This window comes from Fictibacillus sp. 5RED26, from assembly GCF_015903895.1.
Lineage (GTDB): Bacteria > Bacillota > Bacilli > Bacillales > Fictibacillaceae > Fictibacillus > Fictibacillus phosphorivorans.
In genome coordinates, this window is the sequence record NZ_JACZDU010000001.1 from 464,593 (window position 1) to 479,211 (window position 14,619).

Annotated in this window: 16 protein-coding genes; 14 read left to right on the forward strand and 2 right to left on the reverse strand. The window is 39.1% G+C overall.

What is annotated here, in order from left to right; translation table 11 throughout:
• Positions 1–87: 87 nt before the first annotated feature.
• The 9 genes from IHV10_RS02415 to IHV10_RS02455 all read left to right on the forward strand — a co-directional run bounded on the left by IHV10_RS02415 (position 88) and on the right by IHV10_RS02455 (position 8,751).
• Positions 88–1,707 carry an ATP-binding protein gene (locus IHV10_RS02415; protein WP_197127156.1) on the forward strand — a complete coding sequence of 540 codons (1,620 nt, stop codon included), beginning with the start codon at positions 88–90 and terminating at the stop codon, positions 1,705–1,707.
• Positions 1,679–2,362, forward strand: a complete 684-nt coding sequence (locus IHV10_RS02420; protein ID WP_197127157.1) for a response regulator — start codon at positions 1,679–1,681, stop codon at positions 2,360–2,362. The genes IHV10_RS02415 and IHV10_RS02420 overlap by 29 nt, the downstream gene beginning before the upstream one ends.
• A gap of 207 nt (positions 2,363–2,569) precedes the next feature.
• Positions 2,570–3,841: a C4-dicarboxylate transporter DctP gene (gene dctP / locus IHV10_RS02425; protein ID WP_197127158.1), complete on the forward strand. Its 1,272-nt coding sequence runs from the start codon at positions 2,570–2,572 to the stop codon at positions 3,839–3,841.
• An 88-nt stretch (positions 3,842–3,929) separates the two neighbouring features.
• Positions 3,930–4,994, forward strand: a complete 1,065-nt coding sequence (locus IHV10_RS02430; RefSeq protein WP_197127159.1) for an NAD(P)H-dependent flavin oxidoreductase — start codon at positions 3,930–3,932, stop codon at positions 4,992–4,994.
• Positions 4,995–5,092: 98 nt separating this feature from the next.
• A complete protein-coding gene (locus IHV10_RS02435) occupies positions 5,093–5,341 on the forward strand; it encodes a phage holin family protein (protein WP_197127160.1) in 249 nt (82 codons plus the stop codon).
• 154 nt (positions 5,342–5,495) lie between these two features.
• Positions 5,496–5,834 (forward strand): RNA polymerase sigma factor, encoded by a 339-nt coding sequence (locus IHV10_RS02440; RefSeq protein WP_197127161.1) that lies wholly within the window; start codon positions 5,496–5,498, stop codon positions 5,832–5,834.
• A gap of 242 nt (positions 5,835–6,076) precedes the next feature.
• On the forward strand, positions 6,077–7,330 hold the full coding sequence (locus IHV10_RS02445) for an L-lactate MFS transporter (RefSeq protein ID WP_197127162.1): 1,254 nt from the start codon (positions 6,077–6,079) through the stop codon (positions 7,328–7,330).
• Positions 7,331–7,467: 137 nt separating this feature from the next.
• On the forward strand, positions 7,468–7,917 hold the full coding sequence (locus IHV10_RS02450; RefSeq protein WP_197127163.1) for a GNAT family N-acetyltransferase: 450 nt from the start codon (positions 7,468–7,470) through the stop codon (positions 7,915–7,917).
• A gap of 192 nt (positions 7,918–8,109) precedes the next feature.
• A complete protein-coding gene (locus tag IHV10_RS02455) occupies positions 8,110–8,751 on the forward strand; it encodes a YrrS family protein (protein ID WP_197127164.1) in 642 nt (213 codons plus the stop codon).
• A gap of 203 nt (positions 8,752–8,954) precedes the next feature.
• Here IHV10_RS02455 and IHV10_RS02460 read toward each other — a convergent pair whose 3' ends face one another.
• Positions 8,955–9,716: a class I SAM-dependent methyltransferase gene (locus tag IHV10_RS02460; protein WP_197127165.1), complete on the reverse strand. Its 762-nt coding sequence runs from the start codon at positions 9,714–9,716 to the stop codon at positions 8,955–8,957.
• Positions 9,717–9,977: 261 nt separating this feature from the next.
• On the opposite strand from IHV10_RS02460, the gene IHV10_RS02465 reads away from it, so the two are divergent.
• Positions 9,978–10,472, forward strand: coding sequence for a DinB family protein (locus IHV10_RS02465; protein ID WP_197127166.1), 495 nt, complete (start codon positions 9,978–9,980; stop codon positions 10,470–10,472).
• A gap of 34 nt (positions 10,473–10,506) precedes the next feature.
• A complete protein-coding gene (locus IHV10_RS02470; RefSeq protein WP_197127167.1) occupies positions 10,507–11,211 on the forward strand; it encodes a polysaccharide deacetylase family protein in 705 nt (234 codons plus the stop codon).
• A 49-nt stretch (positions 11,212–11,260) separates the two neighbouring features.
• Here IHV10_RS02470 and IHV10_RS02475 read toward each other — a convergent pair whose 3' ends face one another.
• A complete protein-coding gene (locus tag IHV10_RS02475; RefSeq protein ID WP_197127168.1) occupies positions 11,261–11,713 on the reverse strand; it encodes a universal stress protein in 453 nt (150 codons plus the stop codon).
• A 160-nt stretch (positions 11,714–11,873) separates the two neighbouring features.
• On the opposite strand from IHV10_RS02475, the gene IHV10_RS02480 reads away from it, so the two are divergent.
• The 3 genes from IHV10_RS02480 to IHV10_RS02490 are packed head-to-tail and all read left to right on the forward strand — an operon-like array spanning position 11,874 to position 14,614.
• Entirely contained in the window at positions 11,874–13,163 is a 1,290-nt protein-coding gene (locus IHV10_RS02480; protein ID WP_197127169.1) for a phytoene desaturase family protein, read from the forward strand.
• Between the two features lie 3 nt (positions 13,164–13,166).
• On the forward strand, positions 13,167–14,030 hold the full coding sequence (locus tag IHV10_RS02485; protein WP_197127170.1) for an RNA polymerase sigma-70 factor: 864 nt from the start codon (positions 13,167–13,169) through the stop codon (positions 14,028–14,030).
• A 20-nt stretch (positions 14,031–14,050) separates the two neighbouring features.
• Positions 14,051–14,614 (forward strand): GNAT family N-acetyltransferase, encoded by a 564-nt coding sequence (locus IHV10_RS02490; RefSeq protein WP_197127171.1) that lies wholly within the window; start codon positions 14,051–14,053, stop codon positions 14,612–14,614.
• Positions 14,615–14,619: the final 5 nt, after the last annotated feature.

Below are 14,619 nucleotides of genomic sequence, written 5' to 3' on the forward strand. Positions count from 1 at the left end.
ACCCCAAATCCGTTACTTTTTTAAATAGTCTAACATATTGAAGTTGGAATGATACAATAGGAACAATGAAAAGGAGGATGCTAGTAAATGACGATAAAACGATTACCCATTCGAACAAAAATAATGATACTTACGTTGGGAATCGTGCTCTATGCTATCCTTATCGGCGGAGTCGTCATAATTGGTAAGATCCTCGATATCCAAGAAGAAGAGCTCGGTAAGCGGGCAATGATTACTTCACGCACGGTAGCGCAGCTTCCTGAAGTGAAGAAATACATTCAAGTAAATAAGGGCTGGAACGAGATAGAACCAGTCGTTGAAAAGATTCGTGTCATTAATGAAGCAGATTATGTCGTGGTCATGGACATGGATCATATTCGGTATTCCCATCCTGTTAAAGATATGATCGGTACGGTGTCTAAAGGAAGTGATGAAGGTGCAGCGTTTGCTGACCATACGTTTATTTCAAAAGCTAAGGGAGAGATGGGTACAGCCGTAAGGGCGTTTGTTCCTATAAAAAATGATGAGTTGGAGCAGATCGGCGTTGTGGTGGTCGGTCATGTGATTCCAGGTTATTATGAAGTGTTTCACGATCTGACAGATGAGATGACCCTCATCCTACTCTTAGTTCTCTTGTTTGGTGTGATCGGCTCCTATCTGTTAGCTCGTCATCTTAAACAGCAGATGTTCTATTTGGAACCGCACGAGATCGTTCGAATGTTTGAAGAAAGAACAGCAACGTTCCACTCCATGCATGAAGGTGTGATTGCCATTGATAATCAGGAACACATCACGATCTTTAATGATAAAGCTAAAAGTATATTCTCCGTGAGTGGAGACGTAGTAGGAAGGCAGATTCGTGAAGTGATTCCAGATACTCGTCTGCCAGAAATTATAGAACTAAGTCGTCCTGTTTATAATCAAGAGATTCGTGTAAGTGGTAAGGTCATCATGAGTAATCGTGTGCCGATAAAAGTGAAGGACCAAATTGTTGGAGCTGTTGCTATTTTTCAAGATAGAACAGAGGTTGCGAAAATGGCGGAAGAACTGACAGGTGTAAAGGCATTTGTGGAGGCGCTGCGTGTTCAGAACCATGAACACATGAACAAGCTTCATACGATTGCAGGGCTTATGCAGTTAGGAAATATGAAAAAAGCGATGCAGTATGTTTTTCAAATATCAGAAGAAAAAGGATCACTCACTCGTTTTTTAAATCAAAGGATTAAGAATGAGAGTCTAGCAGGTCTATTGTTAAGCAAAGTCGGACGTGGTAAAGAGCTCGGAATAAAAGTGGTCATTGATAATGAAAGTTTACTAAAAACGTTTCCTGATCAGCTTGATCAGCATGATTTTGTTACGATTATTGGTAATTTGATAGAGAACGCGTATGATGCTCTAAAAGGAATGCGGGATGGCAGGATTGATGTTTCCATCGCGCAGGATTCTGAAATATGTGCCATTTTGGTTGAAGACAACGGTTGTGGAATGAGTCAGGAAGTTCAGCAACACATGTTTGAAAGAGGATATACGACAAAAGGAAACAACGGGTCTGGAATTGGGTTGTACCTAATTCGTCAGATTGTAGAAAAAGGTAATGGAGAGATAGAAGTAACATCACACACAAATCAGGGAACAAGTTTTGTTATCGTATTTCCGATGAATGGTAGAGGTGAAGAAGATGAGGGAGATAAAGGTTCTATTGATTGAAGATGATCCGATGGTCTTAGAAATCAACAAAGCGTTTATAGAAAAAGTGAAGACATTTAAGGTAATTGAGACGGCATCAAATGGAACAGAAGGGCTGAAGCTGATAAAAAAACATAAGCCAGATCTCGTCGTGCTTGATATCTACATGCCAGAGCAGGATGGTGTCGAGACACTTCTACAGATCCGAGCGGAAAAAATTCAGGTAGATGTAATGATTATCACTGCTGCAAATGACTTAGAGACGATTCGTTCTATGATGCAGAACGGTGCGTTCGATTATATTATCAAACCGTTTAATTTTGAGCGCATTGAAAAAGCATTAAGTAAATATAGAACGTATCACTCTACAATGTCTCCATCAGGAACCGCTACACAAAAAGATCTGGATAACCTCTTCTTTTCTGAAATACGCGAAGTTCCTGCTACGATGGAACTTCCTAAAGGATTAAACGAGCTTACGCTAAAACAGATCGGCAGCTTTATAAAAGTACAAACAGAGGCCAAGTCCGCAGAAGAGGTAGCTGAAGGAATAGGCATCGCACGAGTGACAGCACGAAGATATCTCGATTATTTAGTGAAGAGCGGCACGATTCAAATGGACATTCAGTACGGTACTGTTGGAAGGCCAGTGAATCGTTATCTTCTTAAAAAATAGTTCAAGACCAAAAAGACCAAAACGTCCAATAAGTTCTTAATATTCTAACAAAAGACTGAAAGCGTTATCATTACCTTTACAAATGATAACGCTTTTTTCTATGGCTTGTTTAAATTGTGTGGAAATTGTCTGGGGTCTGCCCCCGGGTCAGACCCCAGACAATTTAATTCTTAGAAGTTCATTTTCAAACTCGAAAGGAGAAGAACAATGAAAAAGTTATTTAAGAACTTAACGTTTCAGGTTTTAACGGCTATCGCCGTAGGTGTACTAGTAGGACTCTTCTGGCCAGATTTCGGGAAACAGATGAAACCTGTAGGTGATACATTTATTAATGCAGTCAAGATGGTGATCGCGCCAATTATCTTCTTAACAATCGTACTTGGCATCGCGAAAATGGGTGACATGAAGAAGGTAGGTAAGGTGGGAGGTAAAGCTTTCATTTACTTTGAAATCGTTACGACTCTCGCACTCGTTATTGGGTTGATCGTTGTTAACGTGTTAAAACCTGGAGCGGGATTAGACTTTGATAAGCTGGAAAAGGGTGATGTTTCACAATACACGTCTGAAGAAGGCGGTAAGATTGATTGGATCGAGTTCGTTACACATATCGTTCCAAGCAACATGGTCGATGCATTTGCTAAAGGTGATATTCTGCAAGTGCTATTCTTTTCCATTCTATTTGGTGTAGGACTTACAGCACTTGGGAACAGTGGGAAGATCATTATCGAGTTCTTCGAAAAGTTGCTCAACGTCTTTTTCAAGATTGTCGGATATATCATGAAAGCTGCGCCACTTGGTGCGTTCGGTGCTATGGCGTTTACAATAGGAAACTATGGTCTAGAGTCACTCGTACCGCTCGGCAAGTTAATGATTGCGGTTTACACGACAATGTTCTTCTTCGTTTTTATCGTATTGAATCTGATCTGCAAGATGTATGGATTTAGTCTGTGGAAGTATTTGAAATTTATAAAAGAAGAACTCTTAATTGTACTTGGAACGAGCTCTTCAGAATCTGTATTACCAAGAATGATGAACAAGATGGAGAAGTTTGGATGCTCGAAGTCTGTTGTAGGTCTTGTTATTCCAACCGGCTACTCTTTTAATTTAGATGGAACGTCCATCTACCTCTCGATGGCAGTCGTCTTTTTAGCTCAAGTTTTTGGTATCGATCTCAGTATCACGCAGCAGCTAACGATCATCGCTGTACTTATGCTAACGTCAAAAGGTGCAGCAGCCGTTACAGGTGGCGGATTCATCGTTCTTGCGTCAACGCTAACAGCTATGCAAGTTATTCCTGTTGAAGGACTAGCACTGCTATTAGGAGTTGACCGCTTCATGAGTGAAGCGCGTGCCATTGTGAACTTAATCGGAAACGGAATTGCAACGATTGTTGTATCCAAAAGTGAAAATGAGTTTGATGAAGGTAAAAGTGAAGAGGCCATTCAGGCGATGTACGAAAATAGAAAAATTGCGGTATAACGTTGGAAGGAGCTTTGGTCGAAACAGACTAATGCTCTTTCTTTTTGATATGCTTATTTAAAAGATAAGAAATGGAGGAAGTTAACTTATGATCTGTAGCATGCTCAATATTAATTATCCTATTATACAAGCAGGCATGGCAGGTGGACCGACAACACCTGAATTAGTAGCAGAAGTAAGTGAAGCGGGAGCATTAGGTACACTAGGTGCAGGATACATGACTCCTCAACAAATTGAAGTTGCGTTACGAGAGATTCATCAACTTACACAATCCCCAATTGCGGTTAATTTATTCCTTCCCCAGACTTATGAAAGAGATGAGAATGCCATTCTAGCGATGCAGCATTACTTGAATACTTACCGCACAAAACTTGGGATTCCTAAGATTAATAACATTCCAGACATGGAGGATCTATTTGAAAAACAACTCGCTACAGTGATGGAAGCAGGTGTAAAAATAGTTAGTTTTACATTTGATGCACCGACTAAGAGATTAGTAGAGAAATTACACGCTTCAGAAATCATAGTTATCGCAACAGCAACTTCTGTTAAAGAAGCGGTTCAGCTTGAGTCCAATGGTGTAGATCTTATCGTTGCACAAGGTGCTGAGGCAGGTGGACATAGAGGGACGTTCTTAAATGTTGAAAATGAATCTATGATTGGTACAATGGCCCTCGTTCCACAAATGGTAGATGCTGTTTCCTGTCCGGTTGTAGCAGCGGGAGGCATCATGGACGGCAGAGGAATGGCGGCAGCACTAGCTTTAGGTGCCTCAGCCGTTCAGCTGGGTACAGCATTTTTAACAGTAAAAGAGAGCGGAGCGAACAATATTCATAAAAAAGCCATTCTAACTAGTAGCGAAACAGACACGAAAATCACGAAAGCTTTTTCTGGAAAAAGTGCGAGAGGTTTTAAGAATAAGATGATGGTAGAATTGGAGAGTCGTATAGAAGTTGATCTGCCTCCATATCCATTGCAGCACATATTAACATCTGATATTAGAAAAGAAGCAGCAAAGCAAGGAAATAAAGAGATGATGTCGATGTGGGCCGGACAAGCATCAGGTCTAGCGCAAGTGAGATCTGCGAGGAATTTGGTAGAAAATTTGGTTGACCAATGTGATAAAGCACTCCAAAGAGCTTCATTGAATTGAAGTTTTCCTTAAACAGCTAAGGAAAATGGTCTTTTTTCATCCGAAATATAATAAGATTTGTATAAGTTATACAAATTTTATCGATTGGGGTGAAAATCATGGATTTTATGACCGATTTTGCGCCGTACGTTGGTTTAGCTGTGATTTTATATGCAATTCGTCATACGGATCGGTTTTCGAATAAGTATATCCCCATTGTTGCTGTTGTATTAGGTGTTCTTTATGCTTTTTGGGAAGCTGGTGGAGCTACACCAGAGGCTACATTGATCGGATTAAAATACGCACTTTTAGGAATAGGAACCGTCGCAGGTATAAAATATTCATTAGAGCAAAACATAAAAAAATAAGAGTAAACAATAACAGTGCTAAAAATACAGCGCTGTTTTTTTGTTGTACAAAAGCTATATAATTATTTGACTGAACGTGTATTAAATGTTTAACATATTTAACTTATGGGAAATGAAAAATATCAAAGGAAGTAAACAGGAGGGTGTTGCTATAATGAACATACGACATGACCTTGAGAGTAAGGGTTTAAGCCGATTGCTCCAAAAGGATACAAAAGCTTTAAAACAGATGGTCGATTCATATAGCGCACTACTATTTCAAGTTGCCCTCCGAATTACAGGTGATAAGCAAGTAGCTGAACAGATTCTGTGCGAAGTATTTCGTGACTTATGGGAAAATCCAAACCATTACACCAAAGTGAAAGACAAATATATTTCAAGTTATTTAATAAAACTATGTAAATTAAAGTGTGTTGATCGCGAGGAGGTACATATTACTCGGTTATTGTCTAAAAAGTCAAAAAATTATGTTGCGCATAATGCGACGATCTGATATTATAAAAACGCTTACAATAATATAAATAGTGATGGAGAAAATACAAGATCTGTACTTTTTCTATTCTACTTAAATGATGAATGAACGCTCTGCACGAGTATGTAGAGCTTTTAGGCAACATTCTACAAAGACTTATTTGAGAAAATAAGTACTTTTGAATGTTGTCTTTTTATTTGTCTTACATTAGGGTAAGTTTCAAGAATGTTTAACTTCATTAACTTTCTAGGGGGGAATTAAGAATGAAAAAGTCTAAAAATCGTTGGCTCATTGCTTTATCAGCTGTAGGGATTCATATTTCTATCGGCTCCGTGTATGCTTGGAGCAACTTTACAAATCCATTGATTGAAAAATTCGGTTGGACAGCTTCTCAAGTACAGATGACATTCAGTATCGCTATCCTATTCTTAGGTCTGTCGGCAGCTTTTTTAGGACATTTTGTTGAAAAACATGGTCCCAAGAAAGCGGGTCTGCTTGCAGCCATTTTCTTTGGTGTTGGAATTGCAGGCTCAGGAATTGCAGTCAATATAGGTTCGTTAACTCTGCTCTACATCTTTTATGGAGTGCTTGGTGGAATCGGACTCGGGGTAGGTTATATCGCACCTGTATCTACACTGATTAAATGGTTTCCCGATCGTCGTGGCTTAGCAACAGGACTTGCCATTATGGGATTTGGTTTTGCAGCAGCGATCAGTTCACCAATCATGGATGCACTTATTAAATCGGCAGGTATCGCTAACACGTTCTTTATATTGGGGATTGCGTATTTTGCAGTTATGACTTTGTCCTCTCTTTATTTAGAAAAACCAGAAGAAGGATGGCTTCCGGCTGGTTTTAAAGAAAATGTAGAAAGTGGTAAAGTGAAAATCAAACAAGACCTCTCGCAACTAACAGCCAACGAAGCGGTAAAAACACGACGCTTCTATTATCTGTGGATCATGCTGTTTATCAATGTGACTTGTGGCATTGCTATTCTTTCTGCCGCTAAACCTCTTGCTGAAGAAAGTATTGGATTAACTACTGCAGAAGCTGCAGCACTTGTGGGTGTACTAGGATTGTTCAACGGTTTTGGTCGAATCGGATGGGCATCCATTTCAGACTACATCGGGCGACCTAATACATATACAACATTCTTTGTCTTGCAGATCGCTCTTTTCTTCATGCTGCCACAAACTTCATCATCGATTCTTTTTCAAGTCATGCTCGCAGTCATCTATACTTGTTACGGTGGAGGATTTGCATCAATTCCAGCATATATTGGTGACCTTTTCGGAACAAAACAAGTTGGAGCGATTCATGGCTACATCTTAACAGCATGGGCAGCAGCAGGTCTTGCAGGTCCGTTATTCGCGGCATGGATCAAGGATACAACGGGATCTTACGCGAACAGTTTAACTTTCTTTTCTGGACTGTTTATTCTTGCGCTCATTGTGTCCATACTCGTCCGTTTTGATATGAAAAAACTAGCTGAGAAACAAGAAAAATCCGTAGCATAATCTACTGAAATGCAGTGTCTTTATTAACGGGAAGGCAATGTTTTTTTAATGATTGTGAATTTGAGAGCAATCTGCCCATTATTCATATGTTATAATATGGTAAACAGAAGATGTAATTTACATTCAAAGGAGAAACTATGACACAAAAACAAGTTACAATCGCAGAATTAAACGCAGAAAATTGGTACGAATGCTGCTTTTTAGAAGTTGCAGACAATCAAGTGAGTCATATTGAACCTAACGCAGTTTCCATTGCACAATCCAAATTTGAACCAAGCTTAAAGCCTTACGCTATCTTTTTTGAGGGTAAAACAGTTGGTTTTCTTATGTTCAACTCAATGGAAGAAGAATTAGATGGGTATTGGATCTATCGTATTATGATCGATAAAAATTATCAGCAAAAAGGAATTGGAAAGGTCGCAACACAGTTGATGATTGATGAAATGAAGACATTGTTGAATGCTAAACGAATTGTAGTGGGATATCATCCGGAGAATAAGGGTGCACACCAATTGTATGCGAGCTTAGGATTTGTAGATAAAGGTGACAGATTTGGTAAAGAAATGGCTGTTGTTCTAGAAAATTAATACATTGTTCTACGTTGGTAAATACTTCTGAAATCTCATGCCACCCTCAAATTTTTAATAAATGCTTTCGAATAATTAATGTTGAGTATATAAAAGTTTTGTAGAATTATTGAACTCCATGTTTAATGGAGTTCTTTTTGTTTTGTTTCATCACGAAAGGGAACGTTTGATACGAAGGAGTGAATTAAATAGATGAGAAGATCAGAACGCAAAAAGTCAAAAAAGAGAAATGTGGTATTATTCAGTGCATTAGGAGCTGTTCTTTTAGCATTATTATTCTTACCAAAAGATGCGCTGCTTATGGGCGGTGAAGAGGAACCTGCTACAGAAGAAAAAAATCAAGAACCAAAACATAAAGTGGTCAAACTTCAGCCAGATAACGAAAGTGCTTATGAAAAAGATGAAGATAATGAAGCAAATAGTGGGGACAAAGCAAAAAAACAAGAACCTTCTGAAGAAATCGGCATAGATCCTGAAAAAGAAACGGATAAAAAGAAAAAAGCAGAAAAAGCAAAAAAAGCTGAAGCAGAAAAGAAAAAACAGCAAGCTTCCGGTGACAAACCTGTTCTAAATAAGCCGATCGGTACGTCTCAAACAGGACCACATACTTCTAGTTATGATGAAGGCAGCGTGGACTGGAATGAAAAATTGAAAGCGATTCGTCTTGCCACAGGACTTGATGAAAACATGACGGTGTGGAAGATTGGTAACGGTGGCAGTCCTCAAAAATCAGTCGCAGAAGTAAGTCCGAATAAACAGCCGAACGAAAAATACACCGTTAACCTCGAGTGGGTTGATGAAAAAGGCTGGATGGTGACGAGTGTTCAGAAGTAGTCTCAAAACAAGTGGACAGTAAAATGTTGAAAGTGGACAGTAAAAAGCGATAAGTGGACAGTAAAACATCAAAAGTGGACAGTAAATTTAGAAAACTGGACAGTAAATCTTTATCTTCCTAACAATCCACCAGAACATTCTCAAGAAAAGCTGGCTCAGCGCGTTCAAATTGAACGATCGCCGGGCCAGCTTTTTAAATTTCCTTATTTTTTCCTCGCTTTTAGTAGAAAACGATGCTGTTTCACTTCAAAGTATCCATTATTTTGAATCATCTCATGAATGTGATGTAGCTTCTCCACAGAATCTTCAATTTTAAAATCTGGCACCTGCCAAGGTATCGCGTCTAGGTAATAAAGCAGGGCGCCAATATCATAAAAGCGCTGAACAGGAAATTCTTCTTTTGCTTCTAGTATTTCGAATCCACTCTCACGTAATTCATGTTCAGCAAAACGCAAATTCCAATGTGAAAATTCTTCATTAATTGGATAGCCGAGCATTGTATTAATTTCAGCACAGTCCGAACCACCAACTTGTTGTGTAAGAAAAATCCCGTCCGCAGTTAATACGCGTTTTACTTCAAGTGGAGAATAAGATTCGTGTTTATTAATGATAAGGTCAAACGTATGATCTTCAAATGGAAGAAGATCGTCGTCACCAATTTGAAATATATTTACACCAAGAGGTTCAAGGCGTTCTTTTGCTATTGGGACGTTTGGAGGATATCCTTCTGTTGCACAAACTACTGCGGGAAAAGGTTGAAGCTTGGACAAAAGTTCTCCACCTCCAGTGCCCATGTCAAGCATCGATGAAACTTTGCCGATAAGAGGGGTCACCATACTTCCATAAGACCAAGAAAGCATTCCACTTGCCATTCGACCAGACTCAGTTATATATGAAAAATCCCATCCTGAAAATGGTTTGTTAACTTCCTTAATATACATTTCAAAATCTACATCTCTTTTCATACGTGCACCTCCAAAATTTTATGTTTCATTATGATGAGTCTTTAAGGTTCTGTTGGAGGTCCTCTTGATAAGTAGCAGTTTTATATCTCGTGTTCAAAATAATTCATAACGTTCTCCTTATAACAAGAGTAATTGTATCTTCTGTATTCAATTCTTCAAAACAATTCCAACTCCTCTTGAAACTTCACAAATAGAGGGAATCATATCGTGTTGTCGAAAATAGGCAAAAGGCTGAAGAATGAATTAAAGGGAGAGGACAATATGACTCATCACGCAATAAAGATGTACGAATATCACCTATGGGCGAACAAGGAGATTTTAAATCGTTTATTAGAACTTGGAGATGAGGTATATCACCAGGAAATGCAAAGTGTTTTTACATCCATCTCTAAGGTGGTTTCACACATGTACATCGTTGACCAGCTTTGGTTTCATATCGTCTCCGGCACGAGTATGACAGAAGCGCTCGAAATCGAAAAAGTAGAGTCGGATACAAAGAGTATTGAGGAGATCATTACGATGTACAGTGTTTTAACGATACAATATAAGGAATTTCTTAACGATGGAGTCGATTTGGACAAGGTGCTAATGCTGGATACACCTTGGGCAGGAAGAAGAGAAACGAGTATCTCTGAGATGGTGATGCATATTACGACTCATGGTGCCTATCATCGAGGTAATATTACAGCTATGCTGCGTCAAAATGGTTTCAGCTCGGTTACTACAGATTTAACGAGTTATTGGTATTCTGACTAACAAATCGCTCTATACATAAAATGAGGAGAAATAAATGAAGAAAATAGTCATATACGTAAGCGTTGCGATCATTCTATTAATCGGATTGGCATACAGCGGTTTAAAGTTAAGCAGTTCTAGGGACTTTCAATTTTTCGGAGGTTTAGTAACAAGTGCAGATACTACTGAAAAAGTAGTTGCCCTTACATTTGATGATGGCCCTACAGATAACACTGATGAAATTTTAACGATTTTAAAAGAAGAGGAAGTTAAAGCTACTTTTTTTGTAACTGGCAGAGAGATAGAAGAAAACTTGGAAGATGCAAAAGAAATAGTTGCAGCAGGACATGAGCTCGGAAATCATTCCTATTCTCATGAACGAATGGTTTTGAAAACACCTTCTTATATAAAAAGTGAGATTGAAAGAACGGATGATTTAATCCGCAAAGCAGGATATAAGGGAAATATTCAGTTTCGCCCGCCGTATGGTAAAAAGTTAATCGGACTGCCTTATTACTTAGATAAACACGATCGAAAGACAATTCTTTGGGACATAGAGCCAGAAACATATCCAGAAGTTGCATCTGATTCTACCAAAATAGTGAAGCATGTGAGTCGAAATATTCAGCCTGGTTCGATAATTCTGTTGCACGTTATGTATGACAGCCGCACAGAATCGATGAAATCTGTTAAAGGTATCATCAAGGATTTAAAGGCAAAGGGATATACGTTTAAAACGGTGTCTGAAATGATTCAATAAAATAGAGGAGCCCATCTTTTAAAGAGGCGCTCCTCAAACAAATTAATTGTTATTTAGAAACAAGTACAGGTTGGTGCGCGTTAGAAACAACCTTTTGACTAACGCTTCCTAAGAAAAGTTTTTTAAATCCGCTATGGCCACGATTACCAATGACGATGAGATCGATGTTATGGCTATCCGCATAACCACAAATGGTGGTAGTCGGGTCACCATGCAAAATGGCTGTTGTTGTCTTTATTTGATGATCAACACGTCCTAACGCTCTGTTTAGGATTTCTTCACCATGACTTTGCTCCAAAATTTCTGCTTTTCTTACTTCTACAGTTGAACTCGCTACTCCGCCTGGATGTACGCCACCATACAAAGGCAGAACCATTTCATTGGTCACATAAAGTAATGTTAACTCAGCTCCTGTATGCCGTGCAATCTCATTACCATTGTGAAGAGCGGTGTAACTTCCTTCAGAGCCATCAAAAGCAACCAGAATCTTGGTATATAACATCACGTTGATCTCCTTTCTTGCAGATTTGGCAACTCGAATGAACATGTTACCTTATAAAATCATTACCCCTTGATATTTTATGTAAACAAAATACAATTTTCTGTCACAAAGCAAAAGCCAGAATCGTCATGTTTGTAAAATCAGAAAGTGGTGATTACACATGAATACATTTGATGTGGCGATTGTTGGTGGCGGAATAGCCGGTTTAACTTCTGCCGTATATTTAGCACAAGCGGGAAAGTCTGTCTTGGTACTAGAAAAAGCTAGCAAAATTGGCGGACGTGCACAAACCACCTCAAAAAACGGAGCACTTTTCAACTTAGGTGGGCATGCATTATACAGAGGGGGAGCGGCCGAGAAGATTTTGAATGAGTTAGAGGTGGAAATATCTGGAGCAGTTCCTGATACAACAGGATACGCGATCTGGAATGGAGAACTATTTAAATTGCCAGGATCATTAGGAGCAATGGTGAAATCAAAACTTTTAAAATGGTCGAGCAAGACGGAACTTGTCAGAGTTATGTTAAAGCTACAAAGAATTGATGCCACATCAATTCCACATATGAGTTTGCGAGAATGGGCTGAAAAGGAAATAAAGAATCCTATGGTACGTAACGTTGTTTACGCATTATGCAGAACATCAACGTATGGTATAGATTACGATCAACAATTAGCAAGTGCTGTCATTCAACAAGTCAAATTAGGGCTGAAAGGTGTTCTATATGTTAACAACGGTTGGCAATCTATCGTAGAAAATTTGCGCTCAAAGGCTTTGTCTGCTGGTGTAATGATTCTTACAAACAAAATGGTCTCATCTATCGAATATGGAACCAGGCATCAACTTTTTTGTGCAGATGGAGAAACAATCGAAGTTTCAAATGTAATTCTCACAACAGGACCTGAGCAATCGATGAAACTAATGAAGCATTCAGAAGGAACATTGCTGCAAAAGTGGAGTCAACAAGCACGTCCCGTATATGCTGCTTGCCTAGACGTAGCTTTAAAAAAACTACCAAGATCGCGTCATCATTTTGCGATAGGAGTCGATCAGCATATTCTGTTCTCTAACCACTCTAGAGCGTGTTCATTAAGTCAGGATGGTGAGATTGTTATTCAAATGATCAAATATTTAGGAACGAAAAAAGAAGAGAGTGGAAAAGTTCATAAACAAGAGCTTGAGAGTATTTTAGATCTCATGCAGCCAGGATGGAGAAAAGAACTTGTATCTCAGCAGTTTCTGCCAAAAATGATTGTAGTACAAGACATGATTAACGTTCAAGACAAACAATATTTTGGACCCTGTGTACCTGAAATACCAGGACTATACATTGCTGGAGACGGAGCAGGACATGGAGAAATGTTGGTGGACGCAGCATTTGCCAGTGCTAAAAGAGCAGCAAAAGCCATTATACAAAATGAAGGATTAAACCGTTTGCGAAGGGAGGCTTAATGGATGAACGATGTTCATACAGAGCAGTTATTTATAACATATAAATCACTCTTGTTTTCATTGGCGTTTCGAATGCTAGGAAGTGTGCAAGATGCGGAAGATATCGTGCAAGATGCGTACATTACTTGGAGTGAACAACCCGTTGATCATGTCAAGAACCCAAAAGCTTTCCTTTGTAAAATCGTAACGAATCGCTGTATTGACTTGCTTAAATCTGCGCGTAAACAAAAAGAAACATATGTAGGACCTTGGCTTCCAGAACCATTAATAACAGACAACGAAGATCCAGCATCACGTTATGTGATGAAAGAATCTCTTTCTACAGCATATTTACTGTTGTTAGAGCAGCTATCAGAAACAGAACGTGCTGTTTTTTTGCTTCGGGAAGTCCTAGAGTATGAATATCAGTTGATTGCAGAAGTGATTGGGAAGAGTAGTTCGAACTGCAGACAAATCTTTCACCGGGCAAAAAAGGCAATAGGCAGTCATGCAATTGGACAGTCGTCATCTCCAAAAGCGTCGGCACTAACTGAACAGTTTGTATCAGCTGTAGTTTCAGGAAATGTCGGCAAACTATTAAGCTTGCTTGCTGTGGATGCGAAACTCCTATCAGATGGCGGTGGGAAAACAAAAGCTGCTCTTGTTCCAATCTTGGGAGCAGAGCGAATCTCTCGCTTTTACATGGGAATCATGGCAAAAGCAAAGGAAGACTTTTCATTTAAATATACGATTGTTAACGGCGAACCAGGAATTATACTATATGCAGAGCATCAAGTATTGGGAGTTCTATCTTTACAGATTAAGAATGACCTGATTCAGACTATTTATTGGGTAGTAAACCCTGACAAACTAACTCATCTTACTTAAAACATTCTTGGAGGTGCAACATGAAGCCTATTCTAATGAATTTCCCAACTGAATTTACAACCGATCGACTACTTATCCGTATGCCAAAACCTGGAGACGGTAAAGCGATGTTTGAAGCAATAAATGCTTCACTAGACGAATTAAAACCATGGCTTCCGTTCGCCCATTTCGAACAAACAGAGGAAGACGTAGAAGTAAATATTCGAGAGGCGCATCTGAAGTTTTTAAGCAGAGAAGATCTGCGGTTGCTCGTGTTTTTAAAAGAAAACGGAAACCTGGTTGCTTCATCAGGATTACACCGTATCAATTGGGATATCCCAAAGTTCGAGATCGGATATTGGATTGATACTCGTTATGCGGGAAAAGGATATATGACAGAAGCTGTTCAAGGAATTACCGAGTTTGCTGCTAATGAGCTTAAAGCACGTCGAATTGAGATTCGCTGTGATACTCAAAATGATAAAAGTGCGGCTATTCCTGAGCGACTTGGTTTTACATTGGAAGGTATTTTGCGTAATGACGCATTGGAGATTGGATCAACTACGAAACTTCGAGATACAAGTGTGTATGCAAAAGTATTTTAAAGGGA